Raw genomic sequence first — 21,178 nt, 5'->3', positions numbered from 1 at the left:
CTATGGATAAGAGTTTAGCGCGCCGCCAGCGGCAAGCACACGGCCAGCCACGCGGGCGGCGTCGGTGCGAGCTGCAGCGCGACTGGCGTGAAGCGTCCATCGAGACGCGCCGCCAGGTGAAACAGTTCCGCCGCGTTCTTCGGGTCCCACCGACCCGAATAGCCGGGCAAGCCGGCCTCGCGACGTTTCGCATCGAACGCGACGTTCGAATGCACGAATTCCTCATGCGTCTGGGTACCCATCGCAAACGGCACGAGCCAGTTCAGCGCGGCGAGCAGCGTCGCGCCGTTCGCGCCCTTCTCCTGCAGCCAGTTGCGGTTATGCCGGCGCGCGGCGAGCGCGGCTGTCACCAGTGGTTGCAGATCGTAGGTGACGTAGTGCAGCGCATCACGCTCGCCGAAGTCGATCGTCGAGCCGTCCGGCGCGATGTTGTCGCCGATATGCTCGACGAACAGCCGTTGCGCGGCGTTGATCATCTTGCGATTGTCGAGCGTGAACGCGGCCATTGCGATCAGCTTGATGCGGTGGCTTTGCCAATTGTTACGGAACGTGCCGGTGAGCGGCCGCGGCTGCGCGTCGATCTGTGCGATATAGCCGTTGGCGAACTTCGTCAGAAACGCCATCGCCGCGTTGCGCGTTTTGACGGGCAGCGCGCTCGCGGTCATGTCATACGCGAGGATCAGCCCTTCGAAACCCGTTTCGTCGATCGGATTGAAGCTCGGCTGATAGGTCGTGACCCATGCATACAGCAGGCGGTCGACGAGCTTCAGGAAGCGGTCGTCGCTGGTCGCGCGCCACGCGAGCGCGGCGTCGCGCAGCAGGTCGAGATCCTTCTGCGCTTCGACGCTCTGATCGTAGATACCCTCGTGCGGCAGCGTGCCTTCGGTGTGCAGTTTCGCGAGCGCATGGGGCTGCTCGTTCAGATGCGCCAGCACGTTGGCGACGAGCGCCTTGACGCCGGGATCGGCATTGGTGCGCTCGCTTGTTTGCAGCGCCGGCGCCGCGCAGAAATTCATCGCGGCTTGCGCCTCGCGCAGCGGCAACAGCACGGCCGCGCCGGCCAGCAGCACAGCGTAAGCGGGTCGCCACGGACGGAGACCCGCCGCCTCGTCTTGGCTTTGCATCAATCGCACCTTTCGCGCCATGCGAAACTCCTCGTTAGGCTGATTCGGTGTGTGATGTTAGCCGGTTGCGGCTTTCAACAACAGGATCGCGCGCGCACGCTGACGGACCTTCGCAGCGCCGCGCGTGACGTCTCCTGACTCGCTGTTACTCGTAATCGGCGATCGGCACGCACGAGCAGAACAGGTTGCGATCGCCGTACACGTTGTCCGCGCGGCCGACCGGCGGCCAGTACTTGTTCGCGATCAGCGTTTTCAGCGGATACGCGGCCGTCTCGCGCGCATAGGCATGCTTCCAGTCGTCGGCGATCACGACCGCCGCCGTGTGCGGCGCGTGCTTCAGCGGATTGTCCTCGCGGTCCGAGCGGCCTTCCTCGACCGCGCGGATTTCCTCGCGGATCGCGATCATCGCCTCGATGAAGCGGTCGAGCTCTTCCTTCGACTCCGACTCGGTCGGCTCGACCATCAGCGTGCCCGGCACCGGGAAGCTCATCGTCGGCGCGTGGAAGCCGTAGTCGGCGAGGCGCTTGGCGACGTCGTCGACGGTGATGCCGCTCGTGTCCTTGATCGGACGCAGATCGAGAATGCACTCGTGTGCGACGAGGCCGCCGGGGCCCGAGTACAACACCGGATAGTGCGGCGCGAGCTTGTTCGCGACGTAGTTCGCGTTGAGGATCGCGGTTTCGGTCGCGGCGGTCAGATTCTTCGCGCCCATCATCGCGATGTACATCCACGAGATCGGCAGGATCGACGCCGAGCCGTACGGCGCGGACGACACCGCGCCAATGCCTTGCGGGGCACGCTCGTAGCCCGACGAAGTCTGGTTCGGCAGGAACTGCGCGAGGTGCGCGCCGACCGCCACCGGACCGACGCCCGGTCCGCCGCCGCCGTGCGGAATGCAGAAGGTCTTGTGCAGGTTCAGGTGCGAGACGTCGCCGCCGAACTGACCCGGCGCGCACAGACCGACCATCGCGTTCATGTTCGCGCCGTCCACATACACCTGGCCGCCGTGCGCATGCACGATCTCGCAGATTTCGCGGACGTTCTGCTCGAACACGCCGTGCGTCGACGGGTATGTGATCATGATCGCCGCAAGCTTATCGGCGTGCTGCGCGGCCTTCTTCTTCAGGTCTTCGATATCGACGTTGCCCTGAGCGTCGCATGCGACGACCACGACCTGCATGCCAGCCATCTGCGCCGACGCCGGGTTCGTGCCGTGCGCCGAAGCGGGAATCAGACAGACGTTGCGCTGCGCTTCGCCGCGCGACGCGTGATAGGCGTGGATGATCAGCAGACCCGCGTACTCGCCCTGCGAGCCCGCGTTCGGCTGCAGCGATACGGCCGCATAGCCGGTCGCGGCAACCAGCATCGCTTCGAGCTGATCGATCATCTCGCGGTAGCCGACGGTCTGTTCGGCCGGTGCGAACGGATGGATCTGGCCGAACTCGGGCCACGTGACCGGCAGCATTTCCGACGTCGCGTTCAGCTTCATCGTGCACGAGCCGAGCGGGATCATCGAGCGATCGAGCGCGAGATCCTTGTCCGACAGGCTGCGCAGATAGCGCAGCATTTCCGTTTCCGAATGATGACGGTTGAACACGTGATGCGTCAGGTACGCGCTCGTGCGTTCGAGCGCGGCCGGCACCGATGCGGTCTTCGATGCGCTCAGCGCGGCGTCGAGCGCGTCGACTTGCGGCACGTCGCTCGCGAAGGCCGCTTGCGCGAACACCGCGAGCAGGTCGGCCAGATCGTGGCGGGTGGTGGTTTCGTCGATCGACAGGCCGACTTGCGTCGCGCTCACGTGGCGCAGGTTGATGCCCTTCGCCGTGGCCGCGTCGTGCAGCGCTTGCGTGCGTGCGCCGGTGTCGAATGTGAGCGTGTCGAAGAAGGTTTGGTTGACGAGCTTGTAGCCGAGTTGCTTCGCGCCTTCGGCGAGCAGCGTGGCGATGCGGTTCACGCGCAGCGCAATCGTCTTCAGGCCGTGCGGCCCGTGATAGACCGCGTACATGCTCGCCATGATCGCGAGCAGCGCCTGCGCGGTACACACGTTCGAGGTCGCCTTCTCGCGGCGGATGTGCTGCTCGCGCGTTTGCAGCGCGAGACGCAGCGCGGGGTTGCCTTGGGCGTCGACGGTCACGCCGACCAGACGTCCGGGCATCTGCCGCTTGAATTCGTCGCGCACCGCGAGGTACGCGGCATGCGGGCCGCCGAAGCCGACCGGCACGCCGAACCGCTGCGTATTGCCGACGGCCACGTCCGCACCCCATTCACCCGGCGGCGTCAGAACCGTCAAGGCGAGCAGGTCGGCGGCGACGACCACATGGCCGCCCGCCGCGTGGATCGCTTCGGTCAGCGCGCGGTAGTCGCGCACGTCGCCGTTCACGCCCGGGTATTGCAGCAGCACGCCGAATGCGTTGGCGTCGGCAGCCTCAGCGGCCGGGCCGACTTTCACTTCGATGCCGACCGGAGTCGCGCGCGTCTTCACGACTTCGATGGTTTGCGGCAATACGTCGTCGGCGACGAAGAACACGTTCGACTTCGGTTTGCCGACACGTTGCAGCAGCGTCATCGCTTCGGCTGCAGCGGTCGCTTCATCGAGCAGCGATGCGTTCGAGATCGCGAGGCCGGTCAGGTCGGTGACCATCTGCTGGAAGTTCAGCAGCCCTTCCAGACGGCCTTGGGAAATTTCAGGCTGGTACGGCGTGTACGCGGTGTACCACGCCGGATTCTCCAGCACGTTGCGCAGGATCACCGTCGGCGTATGGGCGTTGTAATAGCCCTGGCCGATGTAGGAGCGGAACACCTGGTTCTTGTCCGCGAGCTCGCGCAGGGCAGCGAGCGCTTCGGCTTCGCTCTTCGGCTGCGCGAAGGGGCCGAGCGGCAGCGCTTCGGTGCGGCGGATCGTCTTCGGGATGACGGCGTCGATCAATGCCGCGCGCGACGCGAAGCCGATTGCTTCGAGCATCGCTTGCTGGTCGGCCGTGTCCGGGCCGATATGCCGTTCGGCGAAGGCGTCGTGCACTTCGAGCGCGGCGAGCGAGAGAGGAGTGCGGTTCATCAGACGATCCGGGTGTTCGAGCTTCATGGGTGTTCCTGGCGGCGCGGCGCGCGCCGTTGTGCGAGCGCCGCGCCTGACGGTTAAAACGAAAAGTGAATCAGGCAGCGACTCAGGCGCCGATCGACTTCGCGTACGCGTCGGCGTCGAGCAGACGCTCCAGCGACGCATCGGCGGCCGGCTTGATCTTGAACAGCCAGCTGTCGTACGGCGTGCTGTTGACGGTGTCCGGCGAGTCGCCGACGGCCGTGTTCGCTTCGATGACTTCGCCCGAAACCGGCGCGTAAATATCGGAAGCGGCCTTCACCGATTCGATCACGGCGACGGTGTCGCCCGCGGTCACGGACTTGCCGAGTTCCTGGACTTCGAAGAAGACGATGTCGCCGAGCGCTTCCTGCGCGTGGTCGGTGATGCCGACCGTCAGCGTGCCGTCCGCTTCGGTGCGGACCCATTCGTGCGATTCGGTGTATTTCAGATCGGCCGGGATGCTCATTGGATGCTCCTAATCGGTATGTTCGGTAGTGGTTTGAATGTAGGGGGCGTGCGCCGGCCGCTTAGACCACCAGCACCTTGCCGTTGCGCACGAACGGCAGTTTTACCACGCTTGCGGGGCAGGCTTTGTCGCGAATCTGGACATGCACCGTGTCGCCCGGCTGCACGCCTTGCGGCACGCGCGCGAAGGCGATCGATTCCTGCATGGTCGGCGAGAACGTTCCGCTGGTGATTTCGCCGTCGCCGTGCGGCGTGACGACTTTCTGATGCGCGCGCAGCACGCCGGCGGCCTTGCCGTTTTCCTTCAGCAGGATCAGGCCGACGAACGCGGCGCGCGAGCCGCCGGCTTCCAGGCTGCTCTTGCCGACGAAGTCGCGCGGTGAGGTGAGGTCGACGGTCCATGCGAGGCCGGCGTCGAGTGGCGAGACATTGTCGTCCATGTCCTGGCCGTACAGATTCATGCCGGCTTCGAGGCGCAGTGTGTCGCGCGCGCCGAGACCAGCCGGGCGCACGCCGTGGGCGGCAAGTGCATTCCACAGCGCTTCGACGTGGGTAGCCGGCACGATGATCTCGAAGCCGTCTTCGCCGGTGTAGCCGGTGCGCGCGACGGTCAGCTCGCCGAACGGCGTGCCGTCGATGCGCGCGGCGTTGAACGGCTTCAGCGCTTCGGTCGCGGCGCGCGCGGCCGGCACGGTTTGCCAGGCTTTTTCGCGCGCGTTCGGGCCTTGCACGGCGACGATCGCCAGGTCGCGGCGCGGCGTGATGGTGAGGCCGAAGCCGCCTTCGGCGTTGAGCTGGCCGAACCAGGCGATGTCTTTGTCGGCGGTGCCGGCGTTGACGACCACGCGGAAGTAGTCTTCGCCGAAGTAATAGACGATCAGGTCGTCGATCACGCCGCCGTTCGGATTCAGCATGCAGGAGTAGAGCGCGCGGCCCGGCGTTTGCAGCTTCGCGACGTTGTTCGCGAGCGCGTATTCGAAGAACGCGCGGACGCGCTCGCCGGTGAAGTCGACCACGCACATGTGGGACACGTCGAACATGCCGGCGTCGGTGCGCACCGCGCGATGTTCCTCGATCTGCGAGCCGTAGTTGACGGGCATGTCCCAGCCGCCGAAGTCGACCATGCGGGCATTGAGCGCACGGTGAGCGGCGTGGAGCGGGGTGTGTTTGAGTTCGGTCATGGGGCCTCGGGCGTCTCGCGAAACAAAAAAGGCCATGCGGCGCACTGCCTCGCGGCCTTGTGCCTGCGAGCGTGTTCTGCATGACCCCTCTGTCCTCGATACCTGAGAGATTGCGCCGCCGCGACGGGCTCAATGAGCTCGATTCGTCACGGTGAAACGCGCGCCCCTTCGGTGGGCAGCCTGCCTGCGGTGCACGACGTGCGACGCGGATGGCTACTGCCGCTCTCCAGAGTGCGAAAAAACCGCCGGAAGACGGGTTTTCGACGCGGTCGGTCCTTTTGCCTGAGAGTTTGCGGGTGTGCCCCTTCGGCGGCGCGGCCTGCGATTTTTCGCTTGCCAGCGCGCTCTCCCGACGCGTGCGGCGAATGTACGCGACGGGCCGGGGCTTGTCAATTAAAGGGCCGGGAGCGCTGTCGGGAGTGACCGCGACGGTTCGGGGCGCAAAAAAGAAAAGCGCGGGTCGTATGCCCGCGCTTTTCAGTTGCTTGTCCCGGCGCTATCCGTCACCGCACGCTGAGCGATAGTGGGCGCTCACCTGCTGACGCGTTTGCCAACTCGTTTGCCGACTTGCCCGCTGACTCACTCGCCGATCGCATGAGCCGCACTGTCCAGTTCCTGGTTCAGCACGCGCTGTTCTTCCGAAGACAAACCGCCGCCATGCTGTGTGGCCATGTCATGCGCTTCCTGGCGGATCGTCTCGAGACGGTGATGCAGCGCGGCGCCTTGCGGCGGCGGGTAATAGCCTCGATTCACGCGAGTGTCGATACGGCGCGCGAGATTGTCGATGCGGCCTTCGACCTGGCGCAGGCGCTGGTCCGCGATCTGCTTCGGAGTGGGGCTCGGATGCGGCGCCGGCGGGGGCGTCACCACGCAGGCGGTGACGGAGCCGAGCAGCGCGCATGCAACCAGGGCACGGATGATTCGAGACATGGATTCTCCCGGAGTCGTTGTCGTATCGAATTGCTACCTCGCTAGCAACGGATGACGAGGAACGCCCGCTGACTCGGCCACGGGCGAACTTGTAACGTTATGTTCCTTTCTGGAACGTCAGGAAAGCCCTGCGCCGACGGCCTTCTCGGCGCAAAAGGTCATTCCGCTTTTGGTACACAGACCGCGCGGGCACGGTCCGACGCGCAGTGATGCAAGGCTCAGCGAATGCGCTCGAATGGCAGCCGCACGCCTTGCTCGGAACTGCGCGCGGCCAGTTCGATGATCGTCATCACGTCGACCGCGTCGCGCGTGCTGACCGGAAATGCGACGCCGTTCTGGATCGCATCGGCCAACGCAATATAGAAGCCTGCGTACTCGCCGTTGCGGGTCGGCAATTCGCGCTCGACTTCCTTGTCACCTTCGAGCACGCGCAGCACGCCGGGGGTGTTGCCGGCGCCGAAGCCTGCGTCGCCGGGGCGCAGGCCGGCTTTCAGCTGATCTTCCTGGGTATCGAGCCCGTGCTTCACATAGCTGCCGCGCGTGCCATGAATAGCAAAGCGCGGTCCCGGCAATGCGGTCAGCGCGCTCGCGTGCAGCACGACCTCGAACGCCTCATAGCCGAGTTGGATGTGCACGTAGTCGGGTGCGCTTGCGTCGTCGCGATGCGCGCGCACCGTCGCCGAGACGGTCTGCGGCGCGCCGAAGAGGGCGAGCGCCTGGTCGATCAGATGCGGACCGAGATCGAACAGCAGACCGCCGCCGCGCGTCACGTCTTCGCGCCAGCGCTGACGCACGCCCGGCCGGAAGCGGTCGAAATGCGATTCGTAGTGCGTGACGCGACCCAGTTCCACGCGCGCGAGCAGATCGCGCACGGTCAGAAAATCGCCGTCCCAGCGGCGGTTGTAAAAGGGCGCGAACAGTTTGCTACGAGCGAGCGCGATATTCGCAAGCGTGTGCGCGTCGGCGGCGCTCAGCGTGACAGGCTTGTCGACGACCACGTGCTTGCCGGCTTCCAGCGTGCGGCGCGCGAGGTCGAAGTGAGTGTCGTTGGGCGTCGCGATCACGACGCAATCGATGTCGTCGAGCGCGAGCAGCGCGTCGAGATCGGCGACGATCTTCGCGTGCGGATAGTCGGCGTGCGCGCGCTCGGATTGCCCGGTCGCAATCGCGGCGACGCTCGCGCGTCCGCAATGCTCAATCACGGGTGCGTGAAACGTCGCGCCGGCGAAGCCGTAGCCCATCAATCCAATCTTCAGCGATGCGGACATGCGATTCTTCCTGAAGGAACGGCGCGCCGCCTTGCCACCGCGGCGGCGGCGCGCAATCTCATTATTGTGGCATTTGTGGGTTGGACCGGGGGCCGAGCATGGCCCCATCGCGGGGTCCGTCGCGGTTGTCCATGTTAACATCGCACCTCTCGCGCGCATCGAGCCGCGCAGCATGTCCCGGGCCTTCGGCCGGTGCCTCCCGCCGGTCCGACTTCAGCGGCCCTCAACCGTATTACCCATCCACAAACGATGTCCGCAGGCCTGAACCCCGCTCAAAGTGAAGCGGTCCGTTATCTCGACGGCCCCTGTCTCGTGCTCGCCGGCGCCGGTAGCGGCAAGACACGCGTGATCACACAGAAAATCGCGCACCTGATCGAAGCGAAGGGCTTCGAGCCACGTCACATCGCCGCCGTCACGTTCACGAACAAGGCCGCGGCGGAAATGCGCGAGCGCGTCGGCAAGCTGCTCGAAGGCAAGACGCTGACCGCGCCCGGCAAAGAAGGCCGCAAGGTGCCCGTGAACCAGCTGACGGTGTGTACCTTCCACTCGCTCGGCGTGCAGATCCTGCGGCAGGAGGCGGAACACGTCGGCCTGAAGCCGCAGTTCTCGATCATGGATTCCGACGACTGCTTCGGCATGATCCAGGAGCAGGTCGGCTCGACCGACAAGGGCTTCATTCGCAAGATCCAGTCGATCATCTCGCTGTGGAAGAACGGCCTGATCATGCCCGAACAGGCAATTGCGACCGCATCGACCGAGGACGAGCACCAGGCGGCGATCGTCTATCGCAACTACGTGGCGACGCTGCATGCGTATCAGGCGGTCGATTTCGACGATCTGATCCGCCTGCCCGCCGAACTGTTCGCAAGCAACGAGCAGGTGCGCGACCGCTGGCAGAACAAGCTGCGTTATCTGCTGATCGACGAGTATCAGGACACCAACGCGTGCCAGTACGAACTGGTGAAGCTGCTGGCCGGCAAGCGCGCGGCGTTCACGGCGGTCGGCGACGACGACCAGGCGATCTACGGCTGGCGCGGCGCGACGCTCGAAAACCTCGGCCAGCTCGGCAAGGATTTTCCGAATCTGCACCTGATCAAGCTCGAGCAGAATTACCGCTCGACGGTGCGCATCCTGACCGCCGCGAACAACGTGATCGCGAACAACCCGAAGCTGTTCGAGAAAAAGCTGTGGTCCGAGCACGGCATGGGCGACACGATCACGGTGACGGGCTGCAACGACGAGGAGCACGAGGCGGAGTCGGTCGTGTTTCGGCTGTCCGCGCACAAGTTCGAGCGGCGCGCAAATTTCCGCGACTACGCGATCCTGTATCGCGGCAACTTCCAGGCGCGCATCTTCGAGCAGGTGCTACGCCGTGAACGGATTCCGTACGTGCTGTCGGGTGGCCAGTCGTTCTTCGACAAGGCCGAGATCAAGGACATCTGCGCGTACCTGCGCCTGATCGCCAATGCGAACGACGACCCCGCGTTCATCCGCGCGATCACCACACCGCGCCGCGGCGTCGGCAATACGACGCTGGAGGCGCTCGGCGCGTTCGCGGGTCAGGCGAAGGTGTCGCTGTTCGAGGCGGTCTACATGGGCGGCATCGAGGCGCGTCTGTCGCCGCGTCAGATCGAGCCGATGCGCGCGTTCTGCGACTTCATGCAGCGCCTGACCGACCGCGCGGAGAAGGACGCGGCGGGCACGCTGCTCGACGAGCTGATGGAGGCGATTCACTACGAAGCGTATCTGTACGACGCGTTCGACGAACGCCAGGCGCAGGCGAAGTGGCAGAACGTGCTCGAATTCATCGAGTGGTTGAAGCGCAAGGGGACGAAGGAAGAGCCGGCGGGCGGCAGCGGCAGCGAGGCGACCGGCTACGACACCGCCGACGGCTTCGGCGACACCGGCAAGAACCTGCTCGGGCTGATCCAGACGGTCGCGCTGATGTCGATGCTCGAAGGTCGCGAGGAAGATCCGGATGCGGTGCGGCTGTCGACCGTGCACGCGTCGAAGGGGCTCGAGTATCCGCACGTGTTCCTGGTCGGCGTCGAGGAAGGCATCATGCCGCATCGCGGCGGCGCGGACGACGAGCCGATCGACGACGCGCGCATCGAGGAGGAACGCCGGCTGATGTACGTCGCGATCACGCGCGCGCAGCGCAGCCTGCATCTGAACTGGTGCAAGAAGCGCAAGCGGGCGCGGGAGACGATCGTCTGCGAGCCGTCGCGCTTCATCAACGAAATGCTGCTCGACGACGCGCCGCCGCCGACGCCGGAAGAAGCGCCGATGTCGCCGAAGGATCGGCTCGCGAGTCTGAAGGCGCTGTTGCAGAAGGCGTGAGCGGGCCAGGCTTCAAATGTCCGCCAGATGCGGTTGCTTGTCATTGCGCATAAAAAAATCCCTGCATCGCGTTAGCGCATGCAGGGATTTTTTGTTCAGCGGCCGACGCCGCGCGGTTCACTTCACCGCGCTGACCATATAGTCGACCGCGGCTTTCACGTCCGCATCCGATGCGTTCGAGCCGCCCTTCGGTGGCATCGCGCCCTTGCCGTGCAGCGCGTAGTTGTAGACCGTGTCCATCGAGTCCTTCAGGCGCGGCGCCCATGCTTCCTTGTCGCCGAACTTCGGCGCGTTCAACACGCCGGCCGCGTGACACGCCTGACATACCGACTGATACAGCGCCTTGCCGGCCTGCGAAGCGTCCGCGCTTTGTGCGCCAGCTGCTGCCGGGGCGGGAGTCTGCGGCACGCTGGCCATGGCGGCCATCGCCGCGGCGGCCTGGGCTGCGCCCGCGTCCGATGCGGCTGCCGCGCCGGATGCCGCACCGGCACCCGACGCCGCCGCCGCGCCCGCCGCCGGCTGCGCCGGCTCGGGGAAGCTCGCGCCCGAATTGTTCGCCATATAGATGACCGCGCGCGCGATCTCGAAATCGCTGTAGTCGTCCGGGCTCGTGCCGCCGCGCGGCGGCATCGCGCCTTTGCCGGACAGTGCGGTGTGCCACAGCGTGTCGAAGCCTTGCGCGATGCGCGGCGCCCAGTCGGCGGTGTTGGTGAATTTCGGCGCGCCCGCGGCACCCGACGCGTGACACGCCGAGCAGACCGCCTTGTAGACTTCCTCGCCGCTCTTGTAGACGCGCGGCGCGTTGGCGTCGCGGATTTCGACCTGGGCGATCGGATGGATGCGGGAGGTGACTTCGGCTTCGGAGAGGGAGTCGGTACCAGCGCCGGTGCGTGTCGAATTGTCGACGTAGACGGCGAGCAGAACGATGATGATGATTGGCACAGCAAACCCGGCGATGACCGCGGCGATGAGCTGTGCTGGGGTTTTGATCGGGGCTCCGTGTGGTGCTTCGCTCATGCTTGTCTCGTCTCCGTGGGTATGTGAGCGGTACAGCGCGACGGCAACTTCTTGTTCTTGATCAGCCACGGACGATTATAGACGCAAGGTTTCGGCGGCGGCGAGGGGGCCTGGACGGCGTTCAGCAGGCGTTTACCCGCATCGGCACGGGCGATGACAGGGCTCGGGGAAGGCGCTGGGGCGTGTGTCGGAGGCCGTCCGGTGGACGGTTCGGCCGAAACCGGGTATCCTTGCGGTCTCTCGCGTTGGCGTCGTGTCCGTTCTGGTTGCCGCGCTTTCGTGTAGATTCCCCGCAGTTTTGTGGTGAAGCGCCCGTAGCTCAATGGATAGAGTACTGCCCTCCGAAGGCAGGGGTTGCTGGTTCGATCCCAGCCGGGCGCGCCAAAATTCGAAGTGATGCTGGGTGGATTAAACCTAGCAAAATCAAGGCCCTAAGGCAAATGCCGAGGGCCTTTTTCATTTTAGGCGACGCCGAAAACCCGCCCCCCATCGAAAATCAGGGCTGCTGCAAAAAGAAAAGCCCGCGCAAGGCGGGCCAAGGTACGCAAATGGGCAGCGAATCGTGGTTCCTGCCTCAAGCCATCGCCATGCTCAAATACCGCCCGGCATTGCGACTCGACTGCATGTTCGCCTGATACTCGGCGCCCAGCTCCTGCTGCGCGACACGCGCGGCTTCGAAGATCCGGCTGTCGATCTCGTGAATTTCCCTGAGTCTTGCCATCACCTCCTGCGGCGGCTGCGCGCCGAGCGCCGTCAAGAGCGGCGAGCGCTCGTCCGCAAGCCGCGCGGCCCGCTCCCAGTCGCCGACAGCGGCCGCCAGTTCGAGATCCTTCGTCATCTGCCAGATGCGCTCGATCGGGGCTACGTTTTGCATGGTTGGCTCCCCGCTGCGCTCAGCCCTTGTTCGTGGCAAGCGCACCTGCGCTGTTGGTGCCACCGAACAGTTGCGTGAGGTACTGCGAGTTGTTGTTCATCGTTGACATCAGCGTGTTGAGCGCGGTGAACTGCGCGGTGTACATGCTGGTGAGCTGGGCCTGCCACGCTGTCAGCGTCGTCTGCTGGTTCGTGAGGCTCTTCAGGTCGGCGTTGATCGCGTCCGTACGGTTTTGAATGATGCCGCCGGACGAGGTGTAGTTCGTGACGTTGTCGTCGAGTTGCGCGGCGATGCCATTGGTCGGATTGAACAGCGAGGCCACGACCGACTGATTGTTCTGCAGCGCATTGCTGAGCGTCGTGTTATCGACCGACAGCGTGCCGTCCGCCTGGAGCGAAATGCCGATCGCGTCGAGCGTCGTCTTCGAGGAGCCGCTGCCCACGCCGCCGCCCACGATCTTGGCGAGCTGGTTCTGGATCATGCTCAACGTGGAGTCGCCGAGCAGTACGCCCTGCGATGTCGAGGTCGCGTTGTACGCCGTCAGCGATGCCATCGTCGTGACCAGCGTGTTGTAGACGGTGACGAAATTATTGATCGCCGTGGATTCCGCGCTGGTGTCCTGCGCGATGGTGAGCGTCTGCGTGGTGCCCACTGCCGCTGCCGTGAGGTTCAGCGTCACACCGGACAGGGCTGTCTTCACGGAGTTCGTTGAACTGCTCACGCCGACGCCGCCGAGCGTGAAGTACGAATCCTGGGCGGCCTGCGTCTGGGTCCAGCCTGAGCCGGAGATCGTCGACTGGCTCGGGTTGATCGGATTGCCGCTGCTGTCGGTACCGGTCAGATCGCTCGCGCTGGAGATCGACCCGCCGGCGGTGGTCGTCACCGCGAGCTTGTTCAGGTCGTCGCTCGAGTTCGAATCGTTGATCGCGATACTGATGCCGCTCGACCCGCCGGTCGACTTCGATTGCAGCACGAGGTGGGCGCCGTCCGCGCCGGTCACCACGGTTGCGGTTACGCCGGGATTGTCGTTGGCCGAATTGATCGCCGAGGCAATGCCGGCAATCGTGCTGTTCGAGCTGTTCAGGGAAATGGTGCTGGTCTGGCCGTTGACCGTCAGGGTCATCGTGGCCGAGCCGGAAGCCAGGTTTGTGCTCGCGCCATAGCCCGCCGAGGTCAGCACCTGCGACGTGGCGACCTGCGCCACATTGAGCGAGTACGAACCAGCCACTGCGCCGGCCGCAGCCGTGGCGGTCACGCCGGTGCCGCTCAGGGTGGTCGAGAATGTATTGAGCGTGTCGCCGTCGCTGAGCGGCAAGACGGCTGCCTGCAACGCGGACAGTCCCGCGGAGAGCGTGCCGTAGGCCGAGATCAGCGTATTGTCCGCAGTCTGGTTGGCGGCGATGGTCGCGGCCTGGCCGGCGGTCTTGCTGTTGACGAGCGCGGTGACGAGCGCAGTCGTGTCCATCGACGAATTGGTCGAGCCGCTGATGATCGACTGGGCGGCTGCCTGCACCGACGCCTGGGCGGCGGCGGTCGTGGTGGCGACTGCGCTCGCGATCGCGGTAGTCGTGGATCCGGTTACGGTGGACATGAGGAGGCTCCGTGCGTCGGCAAGGCCGGTGAAAGCGGTTGAATGCGCGGTTTAATTCGCGGTGTAACGCTGGAAACGACAATCGGGAGGCAAGCCTCCCGACGGTTTTGAGTCCGGCGCGCGATACGCTGCGCGCCGGACACCTGCAGCCGGAAGCGTCTTACTGGAGGAGCTTCAGGATCTGTTGCGGCTGCGAGTTCGCTTGTGCCAGCACCGAGATACCGGCTTGTTGCAGAACCTGTGCCTTGCTCAGGTTAGCCGTTTCTTCCGCGAAGTTCGCGTCCTGGATCGACGACTGGGCGGTCGAGAGGTCGGTCGATTGAGCTTGCTGCGTCGAGCCGATTGCGCTGAAGCGGTTTTGTGCCGCGCCGAGCGTAGCTTGCAGGTTGTTCAGCGTGGTCAGTGCGTTGTCGATCGATTCCATCGCCATGCTTGCGCCGCTCTGGGTGCTGATGTCGATGTTCGCGACGTCCGACGGGACGTTGAGTTTGTCGATCGTCGCGCCGACGGCGTCGTTCGACGTCTTCGTGGTGCCCGTCGTGACGCTATCGAGCTTCGTGGCGATAGCGGTGCCTGCGGTGGCAGCGTTAGCGGCCGAGATGGTTGCGTTGCCAGCTGCGTCGGCGGTGATGGTGACACCGGCGCCGAGCACTGCGGTAGCGATCGCGCTGGTCAGTGCCTGGTTGTTCTGGTCCGTCAGCGTGTAACCGCCCTTGCCATCGGCGAGCACGTTGATTGCCGTGATCGTCGCGCCCGAAGCAACCGTCGCGCCGGTGTTGTCCAGCGACAGGCCGGTGAACGAACCGAGCGTGTTGCCTACCTGCACGTTGCCCGTGCCGAGCTTCGCAGCCGACATGTCTTGCGTCAGGCTCAGGCTGATCGTCTGGCCGACGTTTGCGCCGACCTGGAACGACACGTTGCCTAGCGAACCGTTGAGCAGGTTCATGCCGTTGTACGTCGTCTGCGACGCGATACGGTTCACTTCCGAAATCTGTTGCGCGACTTCCTTCTGCAGCGCCGCGCGGTCGTCGCTGGTCATCGAGCCGTTCGCTGCTTGCGTGGCCAACTGGCGGATACGCTGCAGGCTGCTCGTCAGCGAGGCAAGACCGCTCGATGCGGTTTGCACCATCGACGTGCCGTCGTTCGAGTTCGACACACCCTGGTTCAGACCGTTGATCTGGGTCTGCATGATGTTCGAGATCGCGAGGCCTGCTGCGTCGTCCGCTGCGCTGTTGATGCGCTTACCCGACGACAGGCGCGTGATCGCCTGCGACAGCGCGCTGCCCGAACCAGTCAGGTTCTGCTGCGAAACGAGCGAGTTGATGTTTGTATTAATTCCGAGCATTTCAATTCTCCGAGTAGGGCACGAGCCCGATCCCAAAATTGGCAGCGCTGTGTGAGTTTGCCGCCTTGCTTGGGATATCGGTCTGCCCCGCAAAAACTTTAAGGGGAGAATCGATGAAAGAAGTCAGATGGCGCGCAGGGGCCTCGGTTCGGGAGCCGAGGCGTATGGCCGGCGTTCATATTGCGTCTGGCTTTCAGCCAGTCTGCGCCCGGCGCCGCGGGCCAGTCATTAGTCATTGCGCATTTTTCCGCAATTCGGAGGCGTGCGCGAACCGCGGGGTTTCCGCATCCGCGGAATTAGGTGCGAAAACCGTGCTTGTCCACCGGATTAAGGTTCGGCAGCGGCCGCTACACTGCCCGATCGCTTAATTCAGCCGCCAGTCGTATGCCAACAGTCAGCATCCTCATTCCCGCGTTTAAGCCGACATACCTGGCGAAGACTTTGGCGAGCGCCTGCGCTCAAAGCTTCACGGACATCGAAATCCTGGTCGGCGACGACACGCCCGACGGCATACTGCGCAAGATTGTCGAGGATGCGAACGATCCGCGGATTCGATACTTTCACCACGGATTTCAGAACGGCCTGCGCAATCAGGAGCAGTTGTGGGCGCACGCTAGCGGCCGGTACGTGAAGTGGCTTTACGACGACGATCTTTTGATGCCGACCTCGGTCGCCGTGCTGGTTGCCGCGCTCGACAGTCACCCCCAATCGACGCTGGCCTTTCACCAGCGCGTTGTCATCGACTCCGACGACAAGGTGATCGACGTGCCAGCCGCACTGATCCAGCCCGGCGCGACGGCGCTGCTGGATCGCGCGTTCCTGGTCGAGAACGTAGTGGTGACCGCCAACAACTTCCTCGGTGAACCCAGCAACGTGATGCTGGTGCGCGAGCGGGTCGATGTCGGCTCCATGATGAAGTACCGGGAACACGGATTCATCTATCTGACCGATGTCGCGATGTACCTGAATATGGCGGAGCGGGGGCCGATCGTCCTCGCTGGCGGCTACCACAGCTGCTTTCGGCGGCACGCGACGCAAAACTCCGGCGTGGCGAACCCCTGGCTTGCGGCGGGCTTTTACGAATGGGAAATCATGGTGCGCGCCGAAGCGGCTGCCGGGACCATCGGCGCCGAGCTGCTCGGCAAGGCTCGCGAGCGGCTCCGCGAGGTTTACAGCTTTGCGATCGAAAAGCGCGGTCTGTCGGGGCTCGAACCGCTGCGGCAGAGCCTGGACGAACTGGGGCGCGTGCCGCCTCGCGAACTGCCCGAATCTCGCCGGTTTCTCGACGGCATCGCCCACTCGCGCGCGCTGGCTGCCGCGAAGAAGCGCAAGCGCGTGCGTCTGATCTGCGCCACGCGGGGAGACCAGCAGCAGTTCATGGCCGAAACCGCGCTCGGCCGTTCGCTGCGGCTGTACAGCTCCGCCATGCACGGCGACGATGTACAGATCAGGCTGACGATCAACAACACCCAAAGCTTGCCTGCAATCTACAACGCCGCGATCGAGGCAGCGGCCACCGATCCGGCGATCCTCGTCTTTATCCACGATGACGTCTGGCTTGCCGACTTCTTCTGGCAGGAACGCATCCACACGGCACTCGAGCACTTCGAGGTGGTCGGTATCGCTGGCAATACGCGCCGCGTGCCGGGGCAGCCGGCCTGGCATTCGACGACGCTCAGCTTTGAACAGGACGCGGAGCATCTGAGCGGAAGCGTCGGCCGTGGTCGGGGCATGCCCTGCGACGAAGTCGATCTGTACGGGCCCCCGGAGCAACAGTGCAAGCTGCTCGATGGCTTGATGCTGATCGCCGACAGCGAAACGCTGCTGGCCCGGGGTGTCCGGTTCGACGAGCGTTTTGCGTTCGACTTCTACGATCTCGACTTCTGTCGCCAGGCCGAACTGGCTGGCTTGCGGATGGGAACGTGGGCGCTCAGCGTGATTCACGAGGGCGGCCATCGGCACGGCACCGAGCCGTGGAACGAAGGCTACATCCGGTATCTGCAGAAATACGGCGAAGAGGCGGGGTATGACGTGCCGGTGACGCAGGTTTATGCCAATGAGGCGTAGTAAGGGGGAAAAGCCCCTTAGTTCACAGGACTGAAATGGCGGCGCGAGCGTCAAAATCTCGGGACCGACTTATCTCGATTGCCCATGAAATCGCCCGGCCAGACGCCCATCTATGTCACCCAGCCGTACATGCCACCGCTGGAGGACTTCATTCCCTATCTGGAAAAAATCTGGGATTCCCACCGGCTGACTAATCATGGGCCGATGCACGAGCACCTCGAAAAGGCGCTCGCCGAGTATCTCGGCGTCGAGCACATCGCACTCTTTTCGAACGGCACCCTGGCGTTGGTCACGGCTCTGCAGGCCTTGCGCATCACCGGCGAAGTCATCACGACGCCGTACTCCTTCATCGCGACGGCGCACTCTTTACGCTGGAATGGCATCGAGCCGGTGTTCGTGGACATCGACCCGAACACACTCAATCTTGATCCCGCGAAGATCGAAGCGGCCATCACGCCCAAGACCACGGCTATCTTGCCGGTGCATTGCTATGGCAATCCCTGCAAGGTCGAGGCGATTCAAAAAATCGCCGACACCTACAACCTGAAAGTGATCTACGACGCCGCGCATGCGTTCGGCGTGCGCGACGAAGGCGGCAGCATCGTGCGGCACGGCGACCTTTCCGTATTGAGCTTTCACGCCACCAAGGTGTTTACGACCTTCGAGGGCGGCGCCATCGTCTGCCCGGACAAGAAGACCAAACAACGCATCGACAACCTGAAGAACTTCGGGATCGTGGACGAAACCACGGTCGTCGCACCGGGCATCAACGGCAAGATGGCCGAGGTCAATGCCGCCTTCGGCTTGCTGCAACTGCAGCACATCGAAAAGGCACTGGCGCGCCGTCGCGAGATCGGCGCGAAGTACGGCGAGCTGTTGAAAGGCGTTCCGGGCATCGAATGCGTGCAGCAACGGGAAGGTAACGGCAGGAATTTTTCGTATTACCCGATTCTGGTCGGACAGGAATATCCGATCAGCCGGGACGCCCTTTTTGAGCGATTGAGGGAAAAGGGAATTCATGGGCGCCGGTATTTCTATCCGTTGATCACCGAGTTCCCGATGTATCGCGGCATGTCCGGCGCTTCGCGCAGCAATTTGCCGGTGGCGACGAAGGTGGCAGCAGAGGTGATCTGCCTGCCGATTTATCCGAACCTCACGAACGATGAGGTCGAGACGATTGCAGCACTGATTGGAGATATTTGATGACTACCGAGTTTGTAATTCCCAGCATTGAAAGCTTTATTGAAAATTTTCTGGTTGTCACCGATTTCCAGAATCCGGTGGAAGTGAAACCGGAGACGGAATTGAGCAGCCTGGAAGAATGGGATTCGCTGGCTGCACTGGGCGTGATCGTGATGTTCGACACGGAGTTCGGCAAGGTGATCTCGGGTGACGACCTGAAGAAGTGCGCAACGATCACCGATCTCTACAAGCTGCTCGGATAAGAACATGGCCTTTTCCACTCTGCGCAATGTGCGCTTCGCAGGCATGGCGACCTGTGTGCCAAGACGTGTCTATGACAACGTCCTTGATGCTCCGCCGCAGATCCGTTCGGAGCGCGAGCGCCTGGTGCGCAATATCGGCATCCAGACGCGACGCCTTTGCCCGGAGTGGCAATGCTTTTCCGATCTCGCTTTCGATGCAACGGAGAAGTTGCTGGCTGAGCTGGAGTGGGAGCGGGAAGAGGTCGATGCGCTCGTTGTCGTGACGCAGTCGCCGGATTACCTGATTCCATCGACGGCGATCATCCTGCAGGATCGCCTGAAGCTGTCGCAGGCGACGATCGCCTATGACGTGAACCTGGGCTGCTCCGGCTATCCGTTCGGTTTGCATCTGCTGGGCAGCATGATTGCCGCCGGCGCGATCAAGAAGGCGCTGCTGCTGATCGGCGATCGCTCGGGCAACCTTCGCGATCCTTTGTTCTCCGACGCCGGCACGGCGACCGCACTCGAATTCGACGAGAAAGCGCCGCCGATGCACTTCGACCTCAACAGCGACGGTAGCGGTTACAAGGCGATCTGCTTGCCGGTCGGCGGACATCGGGAGCCGGTTGGTATCCACCACATGATCCCGACCCGGGATGAAGGCGGCTTTTATCATTCAGGACTCGACTTGACGCTTGATGGCCCAGCCGTGCTGAGTTTTTCCACGCAGCGTGTACCGCCTGCAGTAGAAAAGATTCTGGAAAGAACAGGCACGAGCAAGGACGACATTGACTATTTCGTCTTCCATCAAGCCAACAGGATGATCAACGAGACCATCCGCAAGAAGCTGGGTTTGCCGGTGGAGAAAGTGCCATCCACCTTGCCGGATTTCGGCAATACCAGCGGCGCATCCTTGCCGGTGACGATGACGGCCCGTTTGCACGAGGTGCTGGGCGAAGGCCGGCATCGCCTGCTATTGAGCGGTTTCGGTATTGGCCTGTCGTGGGGCACCGTCATTATGGATATTGAAGGCGCCAGGTTTCCGGCATTGATCGAGTCATGAGTATGGAAAACCCGTTTTCGCTTTCCGGGAAGCGCATCCTGGTCACAGGTGCTTCATCGGGCATTGGTCGTCAGATTGCGATCTCCTGTTCTCAGATGGGTGCGCAGGTCGTCATCACGGGCCGCGACCGCGAACGTCTGAAACAGACGCTGGAGATGCTCGATAAATCGGCATTGGTGGGGCATCAGGCCGTACAAGCCGAACTGACGAATGCGGCCGAGCGGGAGACGTTGGTCGCGGCGCTTGACGGCAAGCCACTGAATGGCGTCGTGCATAGCGCAGGCATTTCGCGCCTGAGTCCGGTACGCATGTTCACCGAGCAGCACTTGCGTGAAGTTCAGGCTATCAATGTCGATGCACCGATGCTGCTGACGCAGGCGCTGCTCAAGCGCAATCTGGTCGCACCGGAAGGTTCGCTGGTATTTGTCGCCTCGATTGCGGCGCATATCGGCGTTGCCGGTGTCGGGGCCTATTCGGGGACGAAGGCCGCGCTGATTGCCATGATGCGTTGTCTTGCGATGGAAGTGGTCAAGCGCCGTATTCGCGCCAACTGCCTTTCGCCGGCATTGGTCGAAACGCCTCTGCTGGAGGCGACGGCCACCATGGTGGGATCGATGGAGCAGGAGCGAAACAACTACCCGCTCGGCTTCGGCAAGCCGGACGATGTGGCCAATGCCGCGATTTTCCTGTTGTCGAACGCCAGCCGGTGGATCACCGGCACGACGCTGGTGATGGATGGCGGCTTGACGATCAGCTGATATGCCGAATTCCCATCGCAGCCTGCTGATTGTCGGGGCCGGAGGTTTCGGTCGCGAAGTGTTGAGCTATATCGAGGACGACAATCCTCTATTCAAGGTGAAAGGCTTTCTCGATGGTCGTGCCGGTGCGCTCGATGCAACGCCACGCGACGTGCCGATCGTCGGCGATCCGCTGACGTACCAGCCATTGCCGAACGAGGCGTTCATGGCTGCGCTCGGCGATCCGCAGCAGCGTTTCAAGTACACCGCGACGCTCCGTGACGTTCACCATGTCGATTTCGCGACGGTCGTGCATCCGCGTGCCAATGTGAGCAAACACGCAAATCTGGCACATGGTTGCATCATCGGCCCAGGTGTAGGCGTGTCGGTCGATACGCACATCGGCGCCTTTACCTGCATCCAGGAATACACAGTCGTCGGTCACGATGCGCGTATCGGCGAGTGGTGCCAGATCAACAGCCATTGCACGATTGCAGGCGGCGCCTGGATCGGCAACTTTGTCACGATTCATCCCAACTGCGTGATTACCAGTCGTGCCGTCATTGGAGACGGTGTGACCGTTGCGCCGGGCAGCGTTGTCATCGGACGGATTCCGGCAGGTATCACGGTCTTGGGCAATCCGGCCAAACGTTTTTCTTTCCGCTGAATTTAT

At 63.5% G+C, this 21,178-nt stretch carries 17 protein-coding genes, 1 tRNA gene and 2 riboswitches; of the genes, 8 read left to right on the top strand and 10 right to left on the bottom strand.

Annotation, left to right across the window (positions count from 1 at the left end):
* Nucleotides 1–14 precede the first annotated feature (14 nt).
* The 6 genes from GCT19_RS17120 to GCT19_RS17095 form a co-directional block, all read right to left on the bottom strand.
* The gene (locus GCT19_RS17120; protein ID WP_018432466.1) at nucleotides 15–1,145 is read right to left on the bottom strand and encodes an alginate lyase family protein; all 1,131 of its coding nucleotides are present in this window, start codon (nucleotides 1,143–1,145) and stop codon (nucleotides 15–17) included.
* Nucleotides 1,146–1,269: 124 nt separating this feature from the next.
* Entirely contained in the window at nucleotides 1,270–4,206 is a 2,937-nt protein-coding gene (gene gcvP, locus GCT19_RS17115) for an aminomethyl-transferring glycine dehydrogenase (protein ID WP_152852597.1), read from the bottom strand.
* Between the two features lie 82 nt (nucleotides 4,207–4,288).
* Nucleotides 4,289–4,669, bottom strand: a complete 381-nt coding sequence (gene gcvH / locus GCT19_RS17110; protein WP_013090937.1) for a glycine cleavage system protein GcvH — start codon at nucleotides 4,667–4,669, stop codon at nucleotides 4,289–4,291.
* A gap of 61 nt (nucleotides 4,670–4,730) precedes the next feature.
* The gene (gene gcvT / locus GCT19_RS17105; protein WP_152852596.1) at nucleotides 4,731–5,849 is read right to left on the bottom strand and encodes a glycine cleavage system aminomethyltransferase GcvT; all 1,119 of its coding nucleotides are present in this window, start codon (nucleotides 5,847–5,849) and stop codon (nucleotides 4,731–4,733) included.
* A 79-nt stretch (nucleotides 5,850–5,928) separates the two neighbouring features.
* A riboswitch (glycine riboswitch) is annotated at nucleotides 5,929–6,089 on the bottom strand.
* A 20-nt stretch (nucleotides 6,090–6,109) separates the two neighbouring features.
* Nucleotides 6,110–6,211: riboswitch (glycine riboswitch) on the bottom strand.
* Between the two features lie 217 nt (nucleotides 6,212–6,428).
* Nucleotides 6,429–6,779, bottom strand: coding sequence for a hypothetical protein (locus GCT19_RS17100; RefSeq protein WP_018432469.1), 351 nt, complete (start codon nucleotides 6,777–6,779; stop codon nucleotides 6,429–6,431).
* Between the two features lie 218 nt (nucleotides 6,780–6,997).
* Complete coding sequence (locus GCT19_RS17095) at nucleotides 6,998–8,047, bottom strand: oxidoreductase (protein WP_152852595.1); 1,050 nt, start codon at nucleotides 8,045–8,047, stop codon at nucleotides 6,998–7,000.
* 249 nt (nucleotides 8,048–8,296) lie between these two features.
* Between GCT19_RS17095 and GCT19_RS17090 the strand changes: the two genes are divergently transcribed.
* Nucleotides 8,297–10,387, top strand: a complete 2,091-nt coding sequence (locus tag GCT19_RS17090) for a UvrD-helicase domain-containing protein (RefSeq protein WP_018432471.1) — start codon at nucleotides 8,297–8,299, stop codon at nucleotides 10,385–10,387.
* Nucleotides 10,388–10,504: 117 nt separating this feature from the next.
* Here the strand turns inward: GCT19_RS17090 and GCT19_RS17085 are convergent, their stop codons facing one another.
* Nucleotides 10,505–11,404, bottom strand: coding sequence for a c-type cytochrome (locus tag GCT19_RS17085; RefSeq protein ID WP_152852594.1), 900 nt, complete (start codon nucleotides 11,402–11,404; stop codon nucleotides 10,505–10,507).
* 308 nt (nucleotides 11,405–11,712) lie between these two features.
* On the opposite strand from GCT19_RS17085, the gene GCT19_RS17080 reads away from it, so the two are divergent.
* Nucleotides 11,713–11,788: transfer RNA gene (locus GCT19_RS17080), tRNA-Arg, on the top strand.
* 190 nt (nucleotides 11,789–11,978) lie between these two features.
* Here the strand turns inward: GCT19_RS17080 and fliT are convergent.
* From fliT to GCT19_RS17065, 3 genes are all read right to left on the bottom strand, one after another.
* Nucleotides 11,979–12,278, bottom strand: a complete 300-nt coding sequence (gene fliT, locus GCT19_RS17075; RefSeq protein ID WP_152852593.1) for a flagellar protein FliT — start codon at nucleotides 12,276–12,278, stop codon at nucleotides 11,979–11,981.
* Nucleotides 12,279–12,297: 19 nt separating this feature from the next.
* Nucleotides 12,298–13,869, bottom strand: a complete 1,572-nt coding sequence (gene fliD / locus GCT19_RS17070) for a flagellar filament capping protein FliD (protein ID WP_152852592.1) — start codon at nucleotides 13,867–13,869, stop codon at nucleotides 12,298–12,300.
* Between the two features lie 160 nt (nucleotides 13,870–14,029).
* A complete protein-coding gene (locus tag GCT19_RS17065; RefSeq protein WP_018432475.1) occupies nucleotides 14,030–15,214 on the bottom strand; it encodes a flagellin in 1,185 nt (394 codons plus the stop codon).
* 384 nt (nucleotides 15,215–15,598) lie between these two features.
* Here GCT19_RS17065 and GCT19_RS17060 point away from each other — a divergent pair, with 384 nt between their 5' ends.
* From GCT19_RS17060 to GCT19_RS17035, 6 genes are all read left to right on the top strand, one after another.
* The gene (locus GCT19_RS17060; protein ID WP_152852591.1) at nucleotides 15,599–17,281 is read left to right on the top strand and encodes a glycosyltransferase family 2 protein; all 1,683 of its coding nucleotides are present in this window, start codon (nucleotides 15,599–15,601) and stop codon (nucleotides 17,279–17,281) included.
* Between the two features lie 84 nt (nucleotides 17,282–17,365).
* Nucleotides 17,366–18,484 carry a DegT/DnrJ/EryC1/StrS family aminotransferase gene (locus GCT19_RS17055; RefSeq protein ID WP_018432477.1) on the top strand — a complete coding sequence of 373 codons (1,119 nt, stop codon included), beginning with the start codon at nucleotides 17,366–17,368 and terminating at the stop codon, nucleotides 18,482–18,484.
* Nucleotides 18,484–18,726 (top strand): acyl carrier protein, encoded by a 243-nt coding sequence (locus GCT19_RS17050; RefSeq protein WP_018432478.1) that lies wholly within the window; start codon nucleotides 18,484–18,486, stop codon nucleotides 18,724–18,726. Before GCT19_RS17055 ends, GCT19_RS17050 begins: the two co-directional genes overlap by 1 nt.
* Nucleotides 18,727–18,730: 4 nt before the next feature.
* Nucleotides 18,731–19,768 carry a ketoacyl-ACP synthase III gene (locus tag GCT19_RS17045; protein WP_018432479.1) on the top strand — a complete coding sequence of 346 codons (1,038 nt, stop codon included), beginning with the start codon at nucleotides 18,731–18,733 and terminating at the stop codon, nucleotides 19,766–19,768.
* Between the two features lie 2 nt (nucleotides 19,769–19,770).
* Nucleotides 19,771–20,526: an SDR family NAD(P)-dependent oxidoreductase gene (locus GCT19_RS17040; protein ID WP_152852590.1), complete on the top strand. Its 756-nt coding sequence runs from the start codon at nucleotides 19,771–19,773 to the stop codon at nucleotides 20,524–20,526.
* A gap of 1 nt (nucleotide 20,527) precedes the next feature.
* The gene (locus GCT19_RS17035; RefSeq protein ID WP_152852589.1) at nucleotides 20,528–21,172 is read left to right on the top strand and encodes a NeuD/PglB/VioB family sugar acetyltransferase; all 645 of its coding nucleotides are present in this window, start codon (nucleotides 20,528–20,530) and stop codon (nucleotides 21,170–21,172) included.
* The last annotated feature ends 6 nt before the right edge of the window (nucleotides 21,173–21,178 follow it).

It is taken from the genome of Paraburkholderia atlantica (assembly GCF_009362785.1).
Classification (GTDB): domain Bacteria; phylum Pseudomonadota; class Gammaproteobacteria; order Burkholderiales; family Burkholderiaceae; genus Paraburkholderia; species Paraburkholderia atlantica.
This window is presented reverse-complemented; position numbering and strand designations above follow the sequence as displayed.

Bases quoted from the DNA above. Each gene is read 5' to 3' on its own strand.
- GCT19_RS17120 (WP_018432466.1), bottom strand. From the start codon at position 1,145: ATGGCGCGAAAGGTGCGATTGATGCAAAGCCAAGACGAGGCGGCGGGT.
- gcvP (WP_152852597.1), bottom strand. From the start codon at position 4,206: ATGAAGCTCGAACACCCGGATCGTCTGATGAACCGCACTCCTCTCTCG.
- gcvH (WP_013090937.1), bottom strand. From the start codon at position 4,669: ATGAGCATCCCGGCCGATCTGAAATACACCGAATCGCACGAATGGGTC.
- gcvT (WP_152852596.1), bottom strand. From the start codon at position 5,849: ATGACCGAACTCAAACACACCCCGCTCCACGCCGCTCACCGTGCGCTC.
- GCT19_RS17100 (WP_018432469.1), bottom strand. From the start codon at position 6,779: ATGTCTCGAATCATCCGTGCCCTGGTTGCATGCGCGCTGCTCGGCTCC.
- GCT19_RS17095 (WP_152852595.1), bottom strand. From the start codon at position 8,047: ATGTCCGCATCGCTGAAGATTGGATTGATGGGCTACGGCTTCGCCGGC.
- GCT19_RS17090 (WP_018432471.1), top strand. From the start codon at position 8,297: ATGTCCGCAGGCCTGAACCCCGCTCAAAGTGAAGCGGTCCGTTATCTC.
- GCT19_RS17085 (WP_152852594.1), bottom strand. From the start codon at position 11,404: ATGAGCGAAGCACCACACGGAGCCCCGATCAAAACCCCAGCACAGCTC.
- fliT (WP_152852593.1), bottom strand. From the start codon at position 12,278: ATGCAAAACGTAGCCCCGATCGAGCGCATCTGGCAGATGACGAAGGAT.
- fliD (WP_152852592.1), bottom strand. From the start codon at position 13,869: ATGTCCACCGTAACCGGATCCACGACTACCGCGATCGCGAGCGCAGTC.
- GCT19_RS17065 (WP_018432475.1), bottom strand. From the start codon at position 15,214: ATGCTCGGAATTAATACAAACATCAACTCGCTCGTTTCGCAGCAGAAC.
- GCT19_RS17060 (WP_152852591.1), top strand. From the start codon at position 15,599: ATGCCAACAGTCAGCATCCTCATTCCCGCGTTTAAGCCGACATACCTG.
- GCT19_RS17055 (WP_018432477.1), top strand. From the start codon at position 17,366: ATGAAATCGCCCGGCCAGACGCCCATCTATGTCACCCAGCCGTACATG.
- GCT19_RS17050 (WP_018432478.1), top strand. From the start codon at position 18,484: ATGACTACCGAGTTTGTAATTCCCAGCATTGAAAGCTTTATTGAAAAT.
- GCT19_RS17045 (WP_018432479.1), top strand. From the start codon at position 18,731: ATGGCCTTTTCCACTCTGCGCAATGTGCGCTTCGCAGGCATGGCGACC.
- GCT19_RS17040 (WP_152852590.1), top strand. From the start codon at position 19,771: ATGGAAAACCCGTTTTCGCTTTCCGGGAAGCGCATCCTGGTCACAGGT.
- GCT19_RS17035 (WP_152852589.1), top strand. From the start codon at position 20,528: ATGCCGAATTCCCATCGCAGCCTGCTGATTGTCGGGGCCGGAGGTTTC.